At 36.0% G+C, this 19,687-nt stretch carries 21 protein-coding genes and 1 tRNA gene; 15 read left to right on the forward strand and 7 right to left on the reverse strand.

Going from position 1 to position 19,687, the window contains the following annotated elements:
* The first annotated feature begins 97 nt into the window (after positions 1 to 97).
* Genes PECL_RS01875 through PECL_RS01890 form a run of 4 tightly spaced genes read left to right on the forward strand, consistent with a single transcriptional unit; the run spans position 98 to position 3,614 of the window.
* On the forward strand, positions 98 to 1,555 hold the full coding sequence (locus tag PECL_RS01875; protein WP_014214904.1) for an amino acid ABC transporter substrate-binding protein/permease: 1,458 nt from the start codon (positions 98 to 100) through the stop codon (positions 1,553 to 1,555).
* On the forward strand, positions 1,552 to 2,289 hold the full coding sequence (locus PECL_RS01880; protein WP_014214905.1) for an amino acid ABC transporter ATP-binding protein: 738 nt from the start codon (positions 1,552 to 1,554) through the stop codon (positions 2,287 to 2,289). The genes PECL_RS01875 and PECL_RS01880 overlap by 4 nt, the downstream gene beginning before the upstream one ends.
* Positions 2,290 to 2,310: 21 nt before the next feature.
* Positions 2,311 to 3,222, forward strand: a complete 912-nt coding sequence (locus PECL_RS01885; RefSeq protein WP_014214906.1) for a DMT family transporter — start codon at positions 2,311 to 2,313, stop codon at positions 3,220 to 3,222.
* Positions 3,223 to 3,251: 29 nt separating this feature from the next.
* Positions 3,252 to 3,614, forward strand: coding sequence for a nuclear transport factor 2 family protein (locus PECL_RS01890; RefSeq protein WP_041534556.1), 363 nt, complete (start codon positions 3,252 to 3,254; stop codon positions 3,612 to 3,614).
* A gap of 103 nt (positions 3,615 to 3,717) precedes the next feature.
* Here the strand turns inward: PECL_RS01890 and PECL_RS01895 are convergent.
* Positions 3,718 to 3,789, reverse strand: a tRNA-Asn gene (locus PECL_RS01895).
* Positions 3,790 to 3,928: 139 nt separating this feature from the next.
* Between PECL_RS01895 and PECL_RS01900 the strand changes: the two genes are divergently transcribed.
* Together PECL_RS01900 and PECL_RS01905 are read left to right on the forward strand one after the other, a co-directional pair.
* Positions 3,929 to 5,611 carry an alpha-glucosidase gene (locus tag PECL_RS01900; protein ID WP_324608736.1) on the forward strand — a complete coding sequence of 561 codons (1,683 nt, stop codon included), beginning with the start codon at positions 3,929 to 3,931 and terminating at the stop codon, positions 5,609 to 5,611.
* 81 nt (positions 5,612 to 5,692) lie between these two features.
* Entirely contained in the window at positions 5,693 to 6,562 is an 870-nt protein-coding gene (locus PECL_RS01905; protein ID WP_041534557.1) for an aldose 1-epimerase family protein, read from the forward strand.
* A 275-nt stretch (positions 6,563 to 6,837) separates the two neighbouring features.
* Here PECL_RS01905 and PECL_RS01910 read toward each other — a convergent pair whose 3' ends face one another.
* Both PECL_RS01910 and thiD read right to left on the reverse strand, forming a co-directional pair.
* Positions 6,838 to 7,464 carry an NAD(P)-dependent oxidoreductase gene (locus PECL_RS01910; protein ID WP_014214910.1) on the reverse strand — a complete coding sequence of 209 codons (627 nt, stop codon included), beginning with the start codon at positions 7,462 to 7,464 and terminating at the stop codon, positions 6,838 to 6,840.
* A 24-nt stretch (positions 7,465 to 7,488) separates the two neighbouring features.
* Positions 7,489 to 8,295 carry a bifunctional hydroxymethylpyrimidine kinase/phosphomethylpyrimidine kinase gene (thiD, locus tag PECL_RS01915; protein WP_014214911.1) on the reverse strand — a complete coding sequence of 269 codons (807 nt, stop codon included), beginning with the start codon at positions 8,293 to 8,295 and terminating at the stop codon, positions 7,489 to 7,491.
* 139 nt (positions 8,296 to 8,434) lie between these two features.
* Here thiD and PECL_RS01920 point away from each other — a divergent pair, with 139 nt between their 5' ends.
* The 3 genes from PECL_RS01920 to PECL_RS01930 all read left to right on the forward strand — a co-directional run bounded on the left by PECL_RS01920 (position 8,435) and on the right by PECL_RS01930 (position 10,470).
* The gene (locus PECL_RS01920) at positions 8,435 to 8,773 is read left to right on the forward strand and encodes a PadR family transcriptional regulator (RefSeq protein ID WP_014214912.1); all 339 of its coding nucleotides are present in this window, start codon (positions 8,435 to 8,437) and stop codon (positions 8,771 to 8,773) included.
* Positions 8,770 to 10,074, forward strand: coding sequence for a DUF4097 family beta strand repeat-containing protein (locus PECL_RS01925; protein ID WP_014214913.1), 1,305 nt, complete (start codon positions 8,770 to 8,772; stop codon positions 10,072 to 10,074). Before PECL_RS01920 ends, PECL_RS01925 begins: the two co-directional genes overlap by 4 nt.
* Positions 10,075 to 10,146: 72 nt before the next feature.
* The gene (locus PECL_RS01930; protein WP_014214914.1) at positions 10,147 to 10,470 is read left to right on the forward strand and encodes a heavy metal-binding domain-containing protein; all 324 of its coding nucleotides are present in this window, start codon (positions 10,147 to 10,149) and stop codon (positions 10,468 to 10,470) included.
* An 80-nt stretch (positions 10,471 to 10,550) separates the two neighbouring features.
* Here PECL_RS01930 and PECL_RS01935 read toward each other — a convergent pair whose 3' ends face one another.
* From PECL_RS01935 to PECL_RS01945, 3 genes are all read right to left on the reverse strand, one after another.
* Positions 10,551 to 11,069: a hypothetical protein gene (locus PECL_RS01935; protein WP_014214915.1), complete on the reverse strand. Its 519-nt coding sequence runs from the start codon at positions 11,067 to 11,069 to the stop codon at positions 10,551 to 10,553.
* A gap of 191 nt (positions 11,070 to 11,260) precedes the next feature.
* Positions 11,261 to 12,424 carry a low temperature requirement protein A gene (locus tag PECL_RS01940; RefSeq protein ID WP_014214916.1) on the reverse strand — a complete coding sequence of 388 codons (1,164 nt, stop codon included), beginning with the start codon at positions 12,422 to 12,424 and terminating at the stop codon, positions 11,261 to 11,263.
* Positions 12,425 to 12,599: 175 nt separating this feature from the next.
* Positions 12,600 to 13,205 (reverse strand): nitroreductase family protein, encoded by a 606-nt coding sequence (locus PECL_RS01945; RefSeq protein ID WP_014214917.1) that lies wholly within the window; start codon positions 13,203 to 13,205, stop codon positions 12,600 to 12,602.
* Between the two features lie 137 nt (positions 13,206 to 13,342).
* Here PECL_RS01945 and PECL_RS01950 point away from each other — a divergent pair, with 137 nt between their 5' ends.
* From PECL_RS01950 to PECL_RS01960, 3 genes are read left to right on the forward strand one after another with little or no spacing between them, the layout of a single operon-like run.
* Positions 13,343 to 14,647, forward strand: a complete 1,305-nt coding sequence (locus PECL_RS01950; protein WP_014214918.1) for a Y-family DNA polymerase — start codon at positions 13,343 to 13,345, stop codon at positions 14,645 to 14,647.
* Positions 14,640 to 15,026 (forward strand): hypothetical protein, encoded by a 387-nt coding sequence (locus PECL_RS01955; RefSeq protein ID WP_014214919.1) that lies wholly within the window; start codon positions 14,640 to 14,642, stop codon positions 15,024 to 15,026. The genes PECL_RS01950 and PECL_RS01955 overlap by 8 nt, the downstream gene beginning before the upstream one ends.
* A 33-nt stretch (positions 15,027 to 15,059) precedes the next feature.
* Positions 15,060 to 15,863, forward strand: coding sequence for an alpha/beta hydrolase (locus PECL_RS01960; protein ID WP_014214920.1), 804 nt, complete (start codon positions 15,060 to 15,062; stop codon positions 15,861 to 15,863).
* A gap of 126 nt (positions 15,864 to 15,989) precedes the next feature.
* Here PECL_RS01960 and PECL_RS01965 read toward each other — a convergent pair whose 3' ends face one another.
* Positions 15,990 to 16,490 carry a YbhB/YbcL family Raf kinase inhibitor-like protein gene (locus tag PECL_RS01965; protein ID WP_014214921.1) on the reverse strand — a complete coding sequence of 167 codons (501 nt, stop codon included), beginning with the start codon at positions 16,488 to 16,490 and terminating at the stop codon, positions 15,990 to 15,992.
* A gap of 94 nt (positions 16,491 to 16,584) precedes the next feature.
* Here PECL_RS01965 and PECL_RS01970 point away from each other — a divergent pair, with 94 nt between their 5' ends.
* From PECL_RS01970 to PECL_RS01980, 3 genes are all read left to right on the forward strand, one after another.
* Positions 16,585 to 16,770, forward strand: a complete 186-nt coding sequence (locus tag PECL_RS01970; RefSeq protein WP_014214922.1) for a hypothetical protein — start codon at positions 16,585 to 16,587, stop codon at positions 16,768 to 16,770.
* A gap of 371 nt (positions 16,771 to 17,141) precedes the next feature.
* Positions 17,142 to 18,077 (forward strand): ABC transporter ATP-binding protein, encoded by a 936-nt coding sequence (locus PECL_RS01975; RefSeq protein WP_014214923.1) that lies wholly within the window; start codon positions 17,142 to 17,144, stop codon positions 18,075 to 18,077.
* Positions 18,067 to 19,677, forward strand: a complete 1,611-nt coding sequence (locus PECL_RS01980) for an ABC transporter permease (RefSeq protein ID WP_014214924.1) — start codon at positions 18,067 to 18,069, stop codon at positions 19,675 to 19,677. Before PECL_RS01975 ends, PECL_RS01980 begins: the two co-directional genes overlap by 11 nt.
* The last annotated feature ends 10 nt before the right edge of the window (positions 19,678 to 19,687 follow it).

Consider the following 19,687-nt stretch of genomic DNA (forward strand, 5'->3'; position numbering starts at 1 on the left):
TTAACCTAAAATGGATTTTTACGTGGAGAATAAAGTATGGTATAGTTGTAAAAACGCCATGTTACATTTTGTGACATGCAAAAGGATGTGTACATATATGCTAAAAAATAAAAAGTGGCTTTTATTAGTATTGTTGTCTTTTGTGGCTTTAGCAACCGGAATTAGTAGCTATGGATCGTCGAATAAAATAAAGGCAGATGAAAAGACATATCAAATTGGTACAGATGTGACTTATCCACCGTTTGAATTTGCTAATAATCAGAATAAATATGTTGGAATTGATATTGATTTAATGAAAGAGATTGCCAACGAAGAAGGATTTAAAGTGAACATTAAACCAATTGGATTTAATGCGGCTGTTCAATCTTTGGAATCTGGTCAAATCGATGGAATGATTGCTGGTACAACAATCACACCAGCAAGAAAGCAAAAAATGGATTTTTCGGATCCTTATTTTAAAACTGGGGTTGTCATGGCTGTTTCACCTAAAAGTGGTATTAAAGATTTAAAAGATCTTAAAGGCAAAAGAGTAGCGATTAAAACTGGAACGGCTGCTGCAGCTTACGCACAAAAGCTGCAGTCTAAGTATGGTTTTAAAACTGTAACTTTCGATGATTCGGATAATATGTATAGTGATGTTGTGAATAAGAATTCGGTGGCGTGTTTTGAAGATGCTCCAGTAATGCAGTATGCCATTAGAACGGGTGTTAAATTGAGCATTGCAACTAAACCTGCACAAGGTGGAGCTTATGGATTTGCGGTCAAAAAAGGGCAAAACCAGGAATTGCTAAAAAAATTCAATGAGGGTTTAAAGAAGTTAAAAGCAAATGGACAATATAACAAAATTGTTTCAAAGTACTTAGGAAAAAAAGCAATCAAGCAGCAAAAAGAGCAAAAGGATGATAACTCTATTTTTGGTTTGTTAAAACAAAATTGGGGCGCGCTAATGGGTGGGCTCCAACAAACGCTACTTCTAACAGTTGTAGCAATTTTATGTGCGACAATTTTTGGTGTTCTACTAGGTTTACTTGGAGTTATGCCTAATAAACTTGCAAATGGAGTTTCGACGATAATTATTTATATTTTTAGAGGATTACCATTGCTAGTACTTGCGCTTTTTATTTATTCAGGAGTCCCTAATTTGACAGGAGAAAAAATTCCAGCCTTTATTGCAGGTATTATAACATTGACTTTGAATGAAGGCGCCTATACTGCTGCCTTTGTAAAGGGAGGAATAAAAGCAGTTGATAGCGGTCAAATGGAGGCAGCTAAGAGTCTTGGACTTCCATATTGGAAGTCAATGAGACGAGTGATTTTACCTCAAGGCTTGCGAATTATGATTCCATCATTTATTAACCAGTTTATTATTACGCTAAAAGATACTTCAATTCTATCGATTATTGGTATCCTAGAACTTACACAGACAGGGAAAATCATCATTGCAAGGAATTTTGAAGGATTCAAGATATGGGCAATTGTGGCTTTAATGTACTTGATTATTATTACATTGCTAACGTGGCTATCAAACTGGTTTGAAAAGAGGATGAACGCATGAGTGCAAAAATCGAAGTAAAACAATTAAAAAAATCATACGGCAGTAACCAAGTTTTAAAGGGAATTGATTTAACAGTTCAGGATAACGAAGTAGTTGTCATGATTGGCCCGTCTGGTTCCGGTAAAAGTACCTTTTTGCGCACCTTAAATAAATTAGAAGAGCCGACGTCGGGATCGATTGTAGTGGATGGACATGATCTGGTAGATCCTAAAACAGATATTAATCATGTTCGTGAAAAAATAGGTATGGTGTTTCAACATTTTAATCTATTTAATAATTTAACAGTTGGAGAAAACGTTATGTTAGCACCAACTGAGTTGAATAAGATGAACAAAGAAGAAGCTGAATTCACTGCTAAGGAATTACTAAAAGAAGTTGGATTAGAAGATAAGTTTGATGCTAAGCCAGCTTCTTTATCTGGTGGTCAAAAGCAGCGTGTTGCGATTGCGCGAACGTTGGCAATGAAACCAGATATGATTTTATTTGATGAACCAACTTCGGCACTTGATCCTGAAATGGTAGGGGATGTACTTGCTGTTATGAAGGCCCTCGCTAAAGAAGGAATGACCATGATAGTCGTTACTCACGAAATGGGTTTTGCCAAAGAGGTAGCAGATCGTGTAGTATTTATGGCTGATGGTTATATTATGGAAGAGGGGACTCCTGAACAGATATTTGGTAATCCACAAAATAGTAGGACTCAGGAGTTCTTAGATAAAGTATTGAATATATAACTGTTAGTTAGGAGCATTGGAATGAATAATCAAGCAGTATCGAAACACGTAGGAAAAGGGATTTTCTGGGCGATTTTTGCTTCGACCCTGTGGGGAATTTCCGGAACGGTGTTACAAGTAATTTCGCAGGGACAAAAGATTCCTGCCGAATGGTTTTTATCGGTGCGCACATTAGGTGCAGGCCTTATATTAATAATAATTAGTTTTGCACGTTATGGGATGAAAATATTTGATGTTTTCAAGTCTTGGAGGCTAGTAGGTTGGTTAGTTGCGTATGCTGTGCTAGGACTAATGGCTAATTTATATACTTTTTACATGAGTATTCAAACTGGTAACGCAGCGGCATCAACTATATTACAGTATCTTAGTCCATTGTTTATTGTGTTGGGAAGCTTATTATTTCAACACGAACGGCCTTTACGTAGCGATATGATTGCATTTGGAATAGCTTTATTGGGAGTATTCTTGGCAATTACTAAGGGGAACTTGAATACTTTGGCGATTCCAACTAACTCATTGATTTGGGGGATTTTGTCAGGTGTAACTGCTGCCTTTTATATTGTATTGCCTAAGCCAGTTACTAAGGAACATTCACCAATGATTGTATTAGGCTGGGCGTTAATTATTGCTAGTGTTTTATTTAACTTGAAACGCCCTGTCTGGGTTGATGTTCCGCCAATTCATACTAGTACAGTCCTGTCGATTGGAACTGTTATTTTGATAGGAACGATTTTAGCGTTCCTTTCATTGCTTCATAGTTTAAATTTTGCGCCGTCTTCAGTTGTCAGTATTTTAGACGCTGTGCAGCCGGTGGTAACATTTATTTTGAGTTTAGTCTTTTTAGGATTAGAATTTAATTGGGTGGAGTTATTAGGCTCAGTATTAGTTATTATTGCTATTATTATTCTGCAAAAATATCGACCTGATATCTAAGACATTATCCCTAGAAAGAGATGACTGCGATGGAAAACGAAATTTTTCAACTTTTAATAAAAGCTGACGAGTTAGCAACTGAAAGAGACATTGAAGGATATCGTGATTTATTTATAAGTAATGGTGAAATTTTATTTAATAATCGTATAATTGCAGGTAAAGATAATATTGCTGACTTTGTTGCGCAAACGTGGGATAAAGAACCTGTTGGAAGTGTTCATCTATTATTTAATCCACTTGTACTTAGTGATGAAGGGGACAGCGCGTTAATTACGACGCGTTTACTAATCCTAGATCCGTCGGACAATCAAATTTGGAATAGCACTAAAATTACGCATACCTTAGTTAAACGCAACAGTAAATGGCAGTATAAGAAACGCAAAGTTGAGTAGTGTTTATTAAATTTTAATGGTAGTTGTTAAGTAAAGAAAAAGAGTTGCAACAAAATGTTGCAACTCTTTTTCTATTTAATGATCGCGAGGAATCCTATAGAGACTGCTCAGGTTGGAATCGAACCAACACACTCTCGATTAACAGTCGAGCGCAGTACCATTGTGCCACTGAGCAATAAGTTAAAACTTTATGATAATTATATTACCAATTTTTAATTTATAATGCAACCCTTATTTTAAAATTTGTCAAAGAAATTTAGATGCGATAAAGTAAATATGTAAACGTTTTCTAAAAGTAAAGGATGGTGCTCGCTTTGAAAGAACCAGAATGGTGGAAAAAAAGTGTGGTTTATCAGATTTATCCCAAGAGTTTTCAGGATTCAAATGGAGACGGAATTGGTGATATTAATGGAATAATTGGACACTTAGATTATCTTGAAAAATTAGGGGTAGATGTTATTTGGCTCAATCCGATGTATGTGTCACCACAGATTGATAATGGGTATGATATTGCAAATTATCGAGCAATTGATCCGATTTTTGGAACGATGGAGGATTTTGATCGTTTGTTACAGGCTGCACATCAGCACCATCTTAAAATAATATTGGATTTAGTAGTAAATCACACTTCAGATCAGCATCCCTGGTTTAAAGCTGCAGAGGACAAGAATGATCCACATCATGACTACTATATTTGGAAAGATGGTAAAAAAGGAAAGACTCCGAATAACTGGGGAAGTTATTTTGGTGGATCAGCATGGACTTATAATGAAAATCTTGCACAATATTACTTACATCTTTTTGCAAAGCAGCAGCCAGATCTTAACTGGAAAAATCCTAGAGTACGAGAAGAAGTTTATGATTTGATGAAGTTTTGGCTTGATAAGGGAATTGATGGTTTCCGTATGGATGTTATTAATTTAATTTCGAAGCGTAGCTACAAGGATGGTCCCCAAAATGGTGATGAAAAATATGGTAGTTCCCAACCAGAAACGGCAAACGGACCCCGAATTCATGAGTTCTTACATGAAATGAATCAAGAAGTATTGTCAAAATATGACATTATGACAGTTGGTGAGATGCCACATACTAACCCTGAAGAAGCAGTTAGGTATACTCAACCAGCTAGTGAAGAGTTAAACATGATTTTTCAATTTGAACACATGGGACTTGATACAGAAAACTACGGAAAGTTCACTCCTAAACGTTTTAAATTAGACGATTTGAAGCGTGTTTTAAGTAGGTGGCAAACAGAATTATCTGCTAAGGGAGGATGGAACTCACTTTATTGGAGTAATCATGATCAGCCACGACCGACTACTCGTTTTGGTAATGATAAGCAATATCGAATCGAATCCGCAAAAATGTTGGGAACGTTGCTACATATGATGCAAGGAACTCCGTATGTTTTTGAAGGCGAGGAAATTGGTATGACCAATGCTAGATTTAATTCGATCGATGAATATCAAGATCTTGAAACTTTAAACGGATATCGGGAGTTGATTGAAGTTCAGAAGCAAACACCTGAACAGGCACTAGCTGGGATATATGCTAAGTCACGAGATAATGCGCGGACCCCAATGCCGTGGAACGGGGAGGACAAAGGTGGATTTACGACAGGAACACCATGGCTAAAGTTAAATCCGAATTTTAAAGAAATCAATGTTCACGATACTCTGAAAGATCCAAACTCAGTTTTCTACTATTATCAACAGTTGATTGAGATGCGACATAATCTGGCAGTCATTACGGATGGTATATATGAACTAAATGATGACAATCCTGAAATGTTTAATTTTATACGTGAAAATAAACGACAAAAACTGATTGTTCAGTGTAGTTTTGCAAACCATGAAATTAGTTATAGATCGTCTCAATTGCGGGCTAACGATAAATTAATACTTAGTAACTACGAAACCAATAAAGAAAATATTTTTAACCCCTATGAAGCACGAGTATACGTTCAAAATAAAGTTAAAAATGTGATAATCATTTAGTGTAAGCCTTTACATTTTAAGCGAAATGATTCATGGTATATATAAGTCAAAAGACAAGGGAGATTACAAGTATGATTAAACCTGAAAAATAACCGATTAGAAGTTGAGATTGACCAAATGGGAGCACAGTTAACCCACGTGGTAGGAGTTGAAAGCCAGTATGATTATATTTGGAATGGTGAAGCTTGGAAACGTCATGCACCGATTCTTTTTCCATCAATTGGGAAGTCGAACAATGATCAGTATGAGTTAAACGGACAGACATATTCAATGCCACAGCACGGTTTCGCACGTGATTTTGCTTGGGAAAAAGTGAATCAATCAGAAAATGCCGTTCTACTTGAATTAAAAGCTAATGATAAGACAAAAGAAATGTTTCCGTTTGATTTTATGCTACAAGTTGAGTACAAACTAGAAGAAAATAAATTGTTAACAGGATATCGTGTTATTAATAATGATTCAAAGGCAATGCCATATGCACTTGGTTCACATCCAGGATTTAATGTGCCAATTGATGATGATGGTGTGTTTGAAGATTATTCATTAACCTTTGGACCAAATCAAAAAGAAGTTGTTAAATTAGGTGTTAATCCTGCACCATTTAGAGATGGAACTAAGGCGCCATACGATCGAGTTAAAGATAGCATATTACCGCTTGATCATGAAATGTTTGATGATGGTTTGATAATTTTAGATGCAAAAAAGATTGAGAATGTAACGTTACGCTCAGAGCAGACTGCACATGAAATTAAACTAGATATTAAACAATTCCCTTATGTGACATTGTGGGCAATGGAACATGAAACAGAACCATTTTTGTGCATTGAACCATTTGCAGGATTACCTGATGAGGCAAGTGATACTCCAACTGATTGGAAGAACAAAAAGGGTAACAATTTATTGGAACCAGGCGAAACGCACACATTTGAGTATGGAATTGAATTCAAATAGAGAGCGTAACAAGGCGGTTAACCACCGAGTATTAGCAAGGTACGGCGTTATGACGGGTTAGGTCATGATGGTGGATTTGGCTAAACGGAGGAGGTTGCCTTGTGTAGCTCATTTCAAATAGAGAGTAAAACAAGGCGGTTAACCACCGAGTATTAGCAGGGTGCAAACCGTTATGACGGGTTTAGCCCTTAGCTCTGCAGAACAAAAAGACGCAGAATATAAGTCAAATCGACTTATATTTTGCGTCTTTTTAACATTAAAATCTACATTAAGTCTCACCAAACAACATTAATTTGTTGATTCTGATATTTGGGACTTTCAATCTCGTCCATCAGTGCTACCGCGTAATCAGCGTAACTTATTTCACTTTTACCAGCTTTGTCTACCTGTAATTGGTCAGTTCCAACTTGATAATGATTAAGAAGTGGACCATCTGGAATGAAATTGGCCGATGGACTAACGTAGAGCCAGCTAATATCAGATGACTCTTTCAAGAATTCTAAGCTAGCCGCCATATTTGACGAGGTAGGGAAGGCTACAGGTGGAAATGTAGGAGTTTGATATAACTGCGTATGACGGTCTTCGTCAATATACAAACTTCCTGCACCGCCAACTACCACTAAACGAACTTGTGTCGTGGATACTATTTCAACCAGATGTCGAACAGATTTTTGGTGAAGGATTTCTTGTTGACGAGGGGCGTTAAAAGCATCAATAAGGACATCGAAAGTAGAAACATCATTAGTGGTTAAATCGAACAAATCTTTTTGGATAAAGGGGATTTTGAGCTTTAGTCGATTTGGATGTCGGATAATAGCAGTGACTTGATGTCCTCGTTGCTGTGCCTCTCTAGCAATTAAATATCCGGCTTTTCCGGTTGCTCCAATAACAGCTATTTTCATAATATTCATACCTCCAATAAATTTTTAATCAAATGGAACTAAGTGATTAACTGGACCGAATTTATGTCCTACTTCAATTTGATTTGCAATTGCTGCAGTCACAAATTTCTTTCCAACTCGAATTGCGTCTGAAATCGAACTACCTTTAGCAACTTCCGCAGTAATACATGCAGATAAAACATCACCAGTTCCATTGACACGGTTGGTATTGACAAAAGGTTCACTAAGCCAAAAACTACTACCATCCTCTAGTAAGATAAAGTCACGAACTTCACTTTGCGTGGGGTCTTGGTGACGACCTTTTAACATAACATTTTTGGAACCCATATTTTGAAGTGCATGAGCCGCTTTTATAGTATCGTTGTCATTTTTAATATCTACTCCAATTAATTTTACGGCTTCAAAGTAGTTAGGAGTAATTAATGTTGCTAGAGGTATTAGTTTTTGCTTAAGGGTCTCAAATGCCTCCTCTTCCAGTAACATTGCACCATGCTTGGTAATAATAACGGGGTCCAAAATTAATGGACCAAAATCATTTTTTTGAAGATTATCAACGACGGTTTCAATCATTGGAGTATCAGCTAACATGCCAGTTTTTGTGGCGCGTATTTTGAAATCATCAGAGATAGATTGAAATTCCTGTGTAACGAAATCCAAGGGAAATGGATGACTAGCTTGAATACCGTATGAATTACCGGCAACCGCCGCGGTTAAAATGGAAATACCATAAACGTTTCGGCGCTGAAAGGTGTTCATGTCGGCTTGCATACCAGCACTTCCGTCAGAGTCGGAGCCAGCAATTGTAAGTGCTTGAGGGAAATCATTTACCATAATAAACACATCCTTATTAGAATAATTATTTCAAGAATAACACAGAAGTTAGAAATGGGACGGTATTTAACTTTTCAAAATTAAATACTTTGACACACATAGTAGTGTGTGATAAATTTGTTTTGTTAGGGAGGTTATTATGACCGAAAAGATAACTAAAGATTTAATAAGAGGTAATACTGACATGCTGGTTTTACACTTTTTGGAGCAAGAGGATAGCTATGGGTATGCAATTGCTAAAAAAGTTAAAGAACGCAGTGAAAACGAATATACGATTAATGAAGCAACTTTATACACTGTTTTTAGACGTTTAGAAAAAAATGGTGAAATCGTAAGTTACTGGGGAGATGAGACCCAGGGCTCCAGAAGAAAATACTACCAAATTACGGAAGACGGTAAATCAGATTTATACCAAAGTAAGAAAAATTGGGAATTTGCTAAAAAGATAATCGACCATCTATTGGAGGATGAAAAATGACAAAAATTGAAACTGAAATTCGTACAAGGTTGGATCAATTATTTATAAAAGCTAAGCCATCAACCCAGTTAACAGAACTAAAAGAGGAACTGATTGCAGATTTAGTTGAATTTACTAGAGATAATGTCAATGAAGGTATGAATGAGGATGAAGCAATTGATGCGGCCTTTAAACAAATGGGATCAGTAGATGAACTAATTCATGAGATTAACGAGGAAGAAGATAATAAAGATGAATCAGGGGATTCCCAAGCTGAAACAAGCAGTAGATTCAAACTTGGTGAGCTTGAAGTTAATGATTCACAGGTTAAGCTTGGAAACCATATAATAATTGATGATGATCGTGTTGATATGGGAAAATTTTTACAAGTTAACGGCGATCATGTTAATTTATTTAACGGATTTATTGACGTTGATAGTGATCATGTCCACATTGCAGGTATTGATGCGGTTGACAGTTTTTCTGGAAATCTTGATTTGGTAAATACTGTGGAATTTAATCTAAAAAATATTTCGGATTTAGACATTGCATACCGTTCAGCGAGCATAATTGTTACAAATGGTGATTCTGATAAGCTAGTTGTTAAAGAATATATGAGCCGTTTTAATGATCAGTACAAATTAAAGTCGGCGCAATATGATAATCGTCTTGAAATTCGCGAGGGAATTCGACCGAGATTGCATTGGATTAAGGTACGAATAGAGGTTCAACTACCAAAGGACTATGATGGGAGCCTTAATCTTGAATCCCGTGATGGAAAATTGGTAGCTAAGAACTTGCATAATGAAAAGATGAAGTTAAATTTGAATGATTATAGTGGAAGTATGCAATTGGATTCCGTGGCTTCTAACGCACTTACGGTGTATGTTCATTCAGGCAGTTTAACAGGTGATACAATTTTTGCCAATACTATTAAAATGAATGCGCATAGTGGCTCAATGCGGTTAAATTATATAAGTGGAAAAGTAGCAATCATGGCCCAAAGCGGTTCAGTTAAGATAGATCACTTTGCTGGTACAGGTGCATTTGATGTTAATAGCGGATCACTACGGTTAGTTGCGGATCAGTTAATTGGGAGCAATCTTATTAATGCTAAAAGTGGTAGCGTGCACGTCGAGTTGGCAAAAGGTGTTAATGCTAAATACCAATTAATTGCTAACAGTTCAACTGCTAAGATAACTGGTGCTGCCCATATTGAGAATCAAACCAATTCTTATTTGGAAGGAACAGTAGGAACGGATCCAACTGCAGAGTTGAAGATTAAGGCACATTCTGGTCGAATTAATGTTAATGTTCAGTAAGCGAAAAAATTGTTAAAATACTCTTTCTTTTTTATAATGTGTTTGTTATAACTAATTAACGGAGGGGATAATATGGCAAAAGAAGTATTGGTAACAACAACTGAAAATATTCCAGGCAAGAATTATGAAATTATAGGTGAAGTTTTTGGCTTAACCACACAGTCAAAAAATGTTGTCAGAAATATTGGTGCAGGGCTTAAAAATATTGTTGGTGGGGAAGTTAAGGCCTATTCTGAACTACTGAGTGAGGCCCGCGATATTGCTATTTCACGTTTGAAAGATAATGCGGCAGCAATGGATGCTGATGCTGTCGTGATGATGCGTTTTGATTCTGATTCAATTAGCCAAGATATGGAAACCGTTGCAGCTTATGGCACAGCTGTCAAATTTATATAAAAATTTAAGAAAAAACAGCTAAAACAAATTATATTAATGTATTTTGTACATTGATTTTAATTCGTTTTAGCTGTTTTTAATTATCTATGTCTCTGTCTTGTTTCTCTTTTGTCGTATGCGGTTGTTGCAGGCATGGCCTCTGGGAACAAGTGGGTTGCTTTTTGCCAAACGAAACCACGTTGAGCCCATAGAGAAATTCCAATGTAAATGAGCAAGGTAACATTACTCCCCTTCCAAATTCGATCTAGGATAAGGTGGAATACAATGCCAACGATCCAAAGAGTGACGGTTAGCCAATTTCCTTGTCGCATGACTAGTCCGCGATTATCAACCCATAGATGATAAGATAATACTCGTAAAAATCCAAAAAGGATGGCACCAATAACCATTCCTACAAGGAAGATCCAAAAATTAGTTGGAAGGTTTAAAAATTTAGATTGAATTGCCATGAGGGTTTCATAGGCGCCAATCCCTATTAAGATAATATAAGTCCGCATACGAAACTTAATAACTTTTATTTGAAGTTGTCGCCTTATGATTATAATCAGAATGAATAAAGTTACTAAAAGATTTGTATAATCGATATTTTGCCAGTTCATAGGTTTATCCTCACATAAGTAGAATTTTAAATTACAAACTAAAGTTTAATGCAATAAATTTTAGAATAATAGTGAGGAATATAACTAAATTTACGAAAAATACGAAAGGATGGTATAGAGCGTATTTAAAAACGTCCATTAATTTTAGCCATAAGGTGCTCTTTTTTGTCGCCCGTACATGGTTCACAATTTTAATTGCGCTGAAGACTTTGTTCCTGATTAGAAAAGGCTTCAATGGCAACTATGATACTTAAACCAACGGCCAATAGATAAAGAGCAAAAGATATTGGGAGAAAAATGGATGTAATAATTATGATTAAACCAAGTAGCTTAAAAAGGTTCTCTATGGCATTCCATCTAAAATGAGAATTTTTATTTAATGAAATTGGTAAAAATATCATAGATAGCACCATCGTAATGGTTGATATGGCTAATGCTGTTTGAATAAGATGTGAAGGTTCAAACAGGATTAAGTGAATAAAAAGAATCTCAAGAATTGAGTTTAGGGTTATTACCACAAAAGATTGGCGATATAGATACATCCATCCGTAACCCTTTTTTATAAGTATATGATCAAAATTAATATAAAATAGTAGATATATAAGAAGGGTTATGAATGCTGAGGTAAAGAACAAAGACAACATACTAACGGTTTTATGGACATCTGACATAGAATCAATCAATTCGGCTAATGATTCTCCCATGACAATTATCATCAACTGTGAATACCTTTCAGATAAAGCAGGTGATATTTCAAATTCAATTCCGCGCTTTTGAAATTCAAGTTGAGCGGCCTTACGTGCAAAATATCCCGCTGAATAATTTGAAATTATTGAAATAATTATTAAGGCAAATTGAATTTTGCTATTTGGAATTATTGCTGCAACAAGTTGAATCACTAAAGAAATCCAATACTGACGATTATGGTCATGAGCGTACTGATGGTGATCAGGATCAAAATGCCCTGAGCCCCACCAAAGATAGGTAATCATTAGTTGATTTAATGCAAATGCAAGAATGAATGAAGTATAATGGCCATGGAAAAATTCAGGAATATAAAGTGCAGAAAAAGAAATAGCTGCCATCTGTAAAACCGATAAAGTGGTAGTTCTGAGGCTAGTGTCGCCATGGCTATCAAAATAAAAGTTAAAATCGCTCCAAGTCCAGTAAATTAAGAGAAAAAGGATTAAAAATTTACCATAATTTTCAAAATTATGACCCTCCATTAATCCAACAGTTAGTTGGTGGAAAATAACAACATAAATTAAGTCGGAGAAGACTTCTAGCCATGAAATTTTTCGCTTATATCTACTAGCAGAAATAACTTGAGGTGACTGCCACCATTGACGTAACATGTTTTTACTCCTCCTTGAATTACTATACCAAGTTATTTTAGCATAAAGGAAATGGCAAAGTTAAAAATAGGGTGGTTCGTTGAGTTCTAAAAAGCTTCACAATTGTTAGAGAGTTTCTAACAGTTGTGAAGCTTTTTAGATCCCATTTAATGGTTCAGAGATGAAGTTTATATTCTTATTTAATAACTCTGAATCGATCTTCATCAGTCATGAAGTCTTTTCCATCTGCTGGAGCTTCAATTGATCCAAATGGCATTTGTGATTTTAGAGTCCAATTTGCTGGTACATCGAAGTGGTCTTGGACAAATTTATCGACGATTGGATTGTAATGTTGTAATGAAGCGCCAACTCCTGCAGAAGCAAGTGCTGTCCAAACATTTGCATTAGCAATACCTAATGCATGTTCACCGAACATATCAATATTGTCACTAAAAATTGGGAAATCATTTTTAAGTTTGTCGATTATTTTTTCATCTGTAAAGAATAGAACTGTGCCTACACCAGATTTAAAAGATCCTTCTACTTTATTTTTTGTATTTTCAAAAGCTGTTTCATTTGGAACTTCGCCGTGTAAGATATCGAGAGTTCCTTCCCAAAACTCATCATGTGCCTTATCAAAAAGAATGATTGCACGAACAGACTGACTGTTAAAAGCAGAAGGTGATTGACGAATAGCTTCTTCAATGATGTCAACAAGTTCATCTTGCGTTAGTGAAACGTTTTTTCCTAAGTTATAAATTGATCTACGATTTGTAATCTCATTAATGTAGTTATTATTCATTTTAAATGTTCTCCTATGAATGCTTATTTTTTGTAAGTAAAGTAAGTTTACACAAGTTTTGAAAAATTAGCAACTTTCAATTTTGCCTTGCATTTAAGAACATACGTTCGTATAATGTGAAGCAAGAGGTGAGTTATATGCTTGAATATAATTATTCGAATGAACCGCATGGATTGGTTTTTATGATTGATTCGAAGTCCTTTTATGCCAGTGTGGAAAGTGTGGACCGTGGATTGAATCCATTAAAATCGGTTTTAGTAGTTATGTCATTGGCAGATAATACAAATGGTGGGCTGGTGTTGGCGGCATCACCTGAAGCAAAAAAGCAATACGGAGTTAGCAATGTTATGCGAACTAGAGATGTGCCTCGCACAGATAAGATCATAGTTGCTGAGCCTAGAATGAATTATTACATAGAAAAAAATGTTGCAATTAATAATATTTTTAAAGAATACAGCGCAGAAGAAGACGTTCATCCTTACTCAATTGATGAATCATTGCTTGATATGGAAAAATCATGGCGTTTATTTGGTAATACTCCAATTGAGGTGGCACAACGTATTCAAAAGGAGGTACGGGATCAACTAGGCATTTATTTGACAGTTGGGATTGGTGATAACCCCGCAATGGCTAAACTAGCCTTGGATCTTGGTGCTAAGAAGAGTCCACAACTACTGTCACGTTGGCATTATGAAGATATTCCACAGAAGCTCTGGCCAATTACAGACCTTTCATCTGTCTGGAGTATTGGAAAACGAACTGAGAAACACCTTAAACGAATGGGAATTAATTCGATGTATGACTTAGCTCATACTAATCCGTATGCGATTCGTGAGGAGTTGGGTGTAATTGGTTCACAGCTTTTTGCATTAAGCTGGGGAATAGATCGATCAGTTATTCGTCAACACTTCACGCCTAGATCTAAGAGCTATGGCAATTCGCAAGTGTTGCCTCGAGATTATAGAACCGACGCTGAACTAAGAGTAGTTATTAGAGAACTTACCGAACAAGTGGCAGCACGTATTCGGAAACATAAACAGTTAACCAAATGTATTTCACTTTCGGTTGGTTTTTCATATCATGAGCATGATTTGGGACATCATGGATTCTCTAAACAAATGAAGATTGATGCAACTAATCAAACTACGAGACTAGTTTTGTATACTGAACAATTATTTGAAAATAATTGGAACGGAGAAGAAGTGAGAAATATTGCGGTCTATTGTACTCATTTACAAGATGATAATGCGGAACAATTGGATTTATTTCAGCAAATGGAAATTAGTATTAAACAGCGCAAGCTGGATGCAACGATGGATCAATTGCGAAAGCGCTTTGGTATAAAAAAGCTAGTTAAACTTTCGAGTCTAACGGAAGGAGGAACTGCGATACAGCGTGCTGGGTTAGTTGGGGGGCATCGTGGAGGAAATGCTTATGAATAATCAGGACTATCAGTTTGATCCGAAAATTGTAGAACGTTTTCTAACTGACTACCAAGATCGTGGCATGGTCAAATGGCAAGGATTTTACCTAAGTGACCATACTCAGCGGATTGAACGAGATGCCAAAGTTGAGAGAAAAAGAGCTGAACGCATAAAAAAACCACCAATGGAGAGGGGCGAAGTTCTTGAATTTATTCAAGAAGCCTTTCAAAAGGGACTACGGGTAGCAATTCAAATGAATTGGTCTGATCGTAATCAACATATTCCAGATTTAATTGTGGGATTAATTGAAGGACAATATCAAGGTAGAATCGTTGTTAATGGAAAGTTAATTATGATCGAGGATATTTATTTTATCAAAAACGGAAGCGAAGTATAATTATGGTATGAAGTATTATTGGGGGAGATAGTCATGAAACGAGTAGGAATGATTTTGTTATTGGTTATTGTGCTAATCGTGGCTTTTTTAGGATTTAAAAAATATAATACTACTGACTCAATTCTAAAAAAAGTACAAAGTGACGCCGGGAATAACGACACTGTAACTATTTTTGTTGGAGGGTACGGATCTTCACCTAATGCATTTAATGATATGGTAAATGCGTTTCATAACAACGGTTTAACAACGGAAAAAATTAGGGTGAATATCACAAATAATGGAAAGATTGATGTTGATACTAAACAAAAACAGTTAAAGAATGAAACAATTCAAGTGGCATTTAAACGAAATAAAGATCCTCTATATCAGGAAAAATTATTTCCAAAAGTGATGAAAAAATTACATCTAGAATACAATGTTAATAAAGTTAACTTAGTGGGGCACTCAATGGGTGGATTAATTGAACTTGCATACCTAACTGGGAATCATAGAAATGAGTATCCTAAAGTAATAAAATTTGCGACAATTGCTACGCCATACAAACGATTTTTCAAAACGAACAATAATATCAGTCGTTCAGTGGATCAGATTGAATCTAATCTTAAAAATGTACCGTCCAATTTACAAGTTTTGAATATGGGCGGGCATATTAATGGCAAGGATAGTGATGGAGTGGTACCAGTTGCCGGTATTAAAGAATTTGGTCCAATGATCAAACCGCATGTTGCGAGTTATAAAGAACGGATATTTGAAGGAACAGAGGGTCAAGTACAACATTCAAATTTAAGGCATAATTCTAAGGTGATTGATACACTTGCTGAATTTTTATGGAAATAAATTGAATGGTTTAAAATTGATATAAATCAAAAACACAAGCTAGGTGATTGTCCCTGCAATAAAATCTACTGTAGGATAGTCACTAACTTGTGTTTTTGTTTTTTAATGGATATGTTTCAAATATAATTATCCACGACTTGGGATTTTTATTTCCGTTTTTTCGATAGTGATTGGCTCGGTAGCCTTCATTAGTTCGTTGAGATAGAAACCTGGCTTTAAACCGGTTGGCTCACTTAATGCATATACAGTCAAAGTGTAGTTGTGAGTTTCAGGTGGCGTTGGACCAGTATATCGTTCGTTAACGTTAATGTCGTGTTCGTTTACATAGCGGGAAATGTTGCTGTTTTTACCCTGAACAACACCTTTGTTTTTCTGACTAAAGTCTTCTGGAATTAGATCGGTTGGGGCAATGTCAGTGGCAATCCAATGAATCCATGGAAAGCCAGCCACAGGAACAGCATCATAATCAACGAGTGAAAGTGCAATGGCTTTGGTATTTGCTGGTAGATCTGTAATATGAATTGGAAATGAACGAATTGGTCGTGAGTTCAGCTTAAACTCTTCGTTAGCATGCTTACCATAACGATCTGGCAGAAATCCGTTTTCAAAATTAACTGTAATTTTCATGGTTATATACCACCTTTCAGACTATGATTATACCGCAGAATATTGAAATGAAGTGTTATGATAATTGTAAATTAATTTTAGTGTGGTGAAAAATATGAAAATTTGGCAAGTAGTAGCACTTGTGGTTCTAGGGGTAATCACTTTAGGATTGGCAACTTTGACAGTTGAACTCTTATTTAAAGGAGTATTTTCAGATCACTTGTGGGTTGGGATTGTAGGCATGATTACTTTTGGATATGCAACATATTCTGTGTATAAAGCCGCTAAAAATAAGGGATAAACTAGTCCTTTTTCTGGAACGCCCAATTAATATAGGTTATAATTCATGCACATTATAAATTATAAAGATGTTCGTTTCGGATTCAAAAGAAGCTTTTGAGAGAATCAAGGATGCGGTAACTTGTGTAGGTTAGATGGTATCGAATAATTTTTAGAAGATCATCAGATGAATATCTTAATTGGGCCAATGATTTATTTGATGGTGATAATTTACTTAATCAAGTAAGGAAGTTCTTTGGTAACAGCGATGTAGAGGAGTGACGAAAGCTTTCGTTTTTGGTTGCTTTTTTTTATAATCGTCATTGACCGACTAGTCATTGACTGGTAAGTCAATGAGGCTTATGATGTACATAAATACAAGGAGGGATTGACATGGCAAGTGATGTGGTGGTACTTAGCGTAAAACATATCCAAAAGAAGTTTGGCAATTTTGAAGCACTGAAAGATGTTACTTTTGATGTGCATAAAGGTGAGGTTTTTGGATTTATCGGACCCAATGGCGCTGGGAAGACGACAACAATTAGGACAATTTTGGGGATAATTAAGACATCGAACGGGTCTGCTACTATATTTGGTGATGACGTTTGGAAAAAGCGGGTATCTATTCACAAAAGGTTGGCATACGTTCCAGGTGATGTATATTTGTGGCCGAATTTAACTGGTGGCGAGATTATTGATTTATTCCTTAAAATGAATGGTGATAAACATACTTCGAGAACGGATAACTTAATTAAAAAATTTGAACTAGATGTTACGAAAAAAGCTCGAACATATTCAAAGGGTAATAGGCAAAAGGTTGCATTAATTGCGGCATTTTCAGCTGATGCAGATTTCTATATTTTTGATGAACCAACATCAGGACTTGATCCCTTGAATGAGGAAATGTTTCAACAAGAAGTGTTGCAACTAAAACAACGGGGAAAAAGTATTTTATTATCTAGCCATATTCTTTCAGAAGTCGAAAAAATGTGTGATCGAATAGGAATTATTCGCGAAGGTCAAATTATTGAAACTGGAACCCTTGATGAAATGCGTCATTTAACGCGAACTCAAATTACAGTCGAAACGTCTAATGATCCAAGTAACATCAAAGATTTAACGGGAGTTCATGATTTTATAATTGACGAAAACGATAAGAACCGAGCGATTTTTGCCGTAGATTCTGAATCAATGGAAAAAGTTATGAAAGCACTTGTGGACAACGGAATTATCACATTGCAAAGTACTCCGCCAACTTTGGAAGACCTCTTTTTACGCTATTATAAACAGGATACAGACCCAAATGAGGTAAGTGATCATGAAAAATAATTTTCAAAAAACTTGGTTTTTAACAAAATTTCATTTGCGTAAAGATTGGTTAGCGTTAACAATTTGGATTATATCGTTGGCAGCTTTAATGGGTGCCGTTGCTTTAAAATTTGAAGCAATTTATGGAACCAAAGCACAGATAGCAACAATAAAAAGCACCTTGAATACACCAGCCATGCAAGCACTACTGGGCACATTCAAGGGATCCATTAAAACAACGAGTGATGTCTTTGCCAACGAAATGCTACTTTTTATGGCAATTGCAATGGCAGCAATGAACATTTATTTTGCGGTACGAGGGTCACGTGGTGAAGAAGATGATGGATTAACTGAACTAATTGCATCACATGCCGTAGGAAAAATGGCTGATTTTTCTTCCGTTGTTTTAGAACTCCTCACAGCTAATATAATTCTAACTGTTTTGTACGGATTTGGAATCCAATTTAGTACGATGCCAGGAGTTGATGGGCAAGGATCTTGGTTAATTGCAATTGCTTTGGGAATGGTTGGAATGTTGTTTGGAAGTATTGCCTTACTAATGTCACAGTTGGCCGATAATAGTAGAGGAGCTACCGCTTACAGTTACGGAGTCTTTGGAATTATGTACATTGCAAGAATGTATACAGATATAAGGCATCCGAGTCAAACTTGGTGGGTGCCATTAGGTTGGATTGAAAAAATAAGTGCGTTTCAAAGTAACGATTGGTGGCCAGTTACTTGTCTTTTAGCCTTAGTATTTGTTGTTTTATTGGTGGCGTTACAGGTTAACCAAAATAGGGATATTGGATCTGGTGTGATTCCCACGAGACCAGGAAGAAAACAAGCAACGTGGGCATTGCGAGGACCAAGCAGTCTAGTATTTATATTACAGAAAAATAGTATTTTAATTTGGACATTTGGATTGTTTGTACTCGGGGCAACATATGGTTCTATTTTTAATTCAGTAGGAGATATCTTAAAAACTAATCCGACTATACAACAAGTTTTGGGACCTGATGCCATTAAAGAAGCTAATCATCAAGTTATTCTTAATTTTATTTCAGTTTTATCGTCTGTGATGGTTGCAATCGCCTCTATACCCGCCATTCAAAATATCAACAGAGTGATGGGTGATAATAATAAGGGATATCTTGAAACAGTGTACGCAAAATCAATTTCAAGAATTCATATTTTAAGTAGTTATCTTGTGACATCAATAATTAGTGGCCTATTAGCTCTATTTGCTTCATTTTTAGGAATGTACGTCGCGGGAAATGCTAGCATGCATTCTGGGAAAATTGCAATTGAGACTTATGTGCATGTGTTCACAGCAAGTGCACCCATACTATTAATAACAATTGGAATTGCGGTTCTTATTAACGGAATTTGTCCAAAATTATCGGTGCTAACATGGATATATTTAGCATACGGATTTTTTGCTGTTTACATGGGTGGGCTCATGAAACTTCCAAGTTGGGCAAAGAAAGTTACTGCTTTTGGTTGGTTGAATAAGGTTCCAATGCACAGCGTGAATCAATCATACGTAATAACTATGTTGCTTATTGCGGTGGTTCTTATTATCATTGGTTATATTGGATATTCGCAACGTGACTTAGATTAGGATGGATGTG

The organism is Pediococcus claussenii ATCC BAA-344, assembly GCF_000237995.1.
Classification (GTDB): domain Bacteria; phylum Bacillota; class Bacilli; order Lactobacillales; family Lactobacillaceae; genus Pediococcus; species Pediococcus claussenii.

Excerpts from the sequence above, each read along its gene's own strand:
- PECL_RS01910 (WP_014214910.1), bottom strand. The coding sequence starts at position 7,464 with ATGAAAATAGCTGTTATTGGAGCAACCGGAAAAGCCGGATATTTAATT.
- PECL_RS01930 (WP_014214914.1), top strand. The coding sequence starts at position 10,147 with ATGGCAAAAGAAGTATTGGTAACAACAACTGAAAATATTCCAGGCAAG.
- PECL_RS01890 (WP_041534556.1), top strand. The coding sequence starts at position 3,252 with ATGGAAAACGAAATTTTTCAACTTTTAATAAAAGCTGACGAGTTAGCA.
- PECL_RS01925 (WP_014214913.1), top strand. The coding sequence starts at position 8,770 with ATGACAAAAATTGAAACTGAAATTCGTACAAGGTTGGATCAATTATTT.
- PECL_RS01980 (WP_014214924.1), top strand. The coding sequence starts at position 18,067 with ATGAAAAATAATTTTCAAAAAACTTGGTTTTTAACAAAATTTCATTTG.
- PECL_RS01955 (WP_014214919.1), top strand. The coding sequence starts at position 14,640 with ATGAATAATCAGGACTATCAGTTTGATCCGAAAATTGTAGAACGTTTT.
- PECL_RS01885 (WP_014214906.1), top strand. The coding sequence starts at position 2,311 with ATGAATAATCAAGCAGTATCGAAACACGTAGGAAAAGGGATTTTCTGG.
- PECL_RS01945 (WP_014214917.1), bottom strand. The coding sequence starts at position 13,205 with ATGAATAATAACTACATTAATGAGATTACAAATCGTAGATCAATTTAT.
- PECL_RS01935 (WP_014214915.1), bottom strand. The coding sequence starts at position 11,069 with ATGAACTGGCAAAATATCGATTATACAAATCTTTTAGTAACTTTATTC.
- thiD (WP_014214911.1), bottom strand. The coding sequence starts at position 8,295 with ATGGTAAATGATTTCCCTCAAGCACTTACAATTGCTGGCTCCGACTCT.
- PECL_RS01970 (WP_014214922.1), top strand. The coding sequence starts at position 16,585 with ATGAAAATTTGGCAAGTAGTAGCACTTGTGGTTCTAGGGGTAATCACT.
- PECL_RS01920 (WP_014214912.1), top strand. The coding sequence starts at position 8,435 with ATGACCGAAAAGATAACTAAAGATTTAATAAGAGGTAATACTGACATG.
- PECL_RS01950 (WP_014214918.1), top strand. The coding sequence starts at position 13,343 with ATGCTTGAATATAATTATTCGAATGAACCGCATGGATTGGTTTTTATG.
- PECL_RS01940 (WP_014214916.1), bottom strand. The coding sequence starts at position 12,424 with ATGTTACGTCAATGGTGGCAGTCACCTCAAGTTATTTCTGCTAGTAGA.
- PECL_RS01875 (WP_014214904.1), top strand. The coding sequence starts at position 98 with ATGCTAAAAAATAAAAAGTGGCTTTTATTAGTATTGTTGTCTTTTGTG.
- PECL_RS01880 (WP_014214905.1), top strand. The coding sequence starts at position 1,552 with ATGAGTGCAAAAATCGAAGTAAAACAATTAAAAAAATCATACGGCAGT.
- PECL_RS01960 (WP_014214920.1), top strand. The coding sequence starts at position 15,060 with ATGAAACGAGTAGGAATGATTTTGTTATTGGTTATTGTGCTAATCGTG.
- PECL_RS01975 (WP_014214923.1), top strand. The coding sequence starts at position 17,142 with ATGGCAAGTGATGTGGTGGTACTTAGCGTAAAACATATCCAAAAGAAG.
- PECL_RS01965 (WP_014214921.1), bottom strand. The coding sequence starts at position 16,490 with ATGAAAATTACAGTTAATTTTGAAAACGGATTTCTGCCAGATCGTTAT.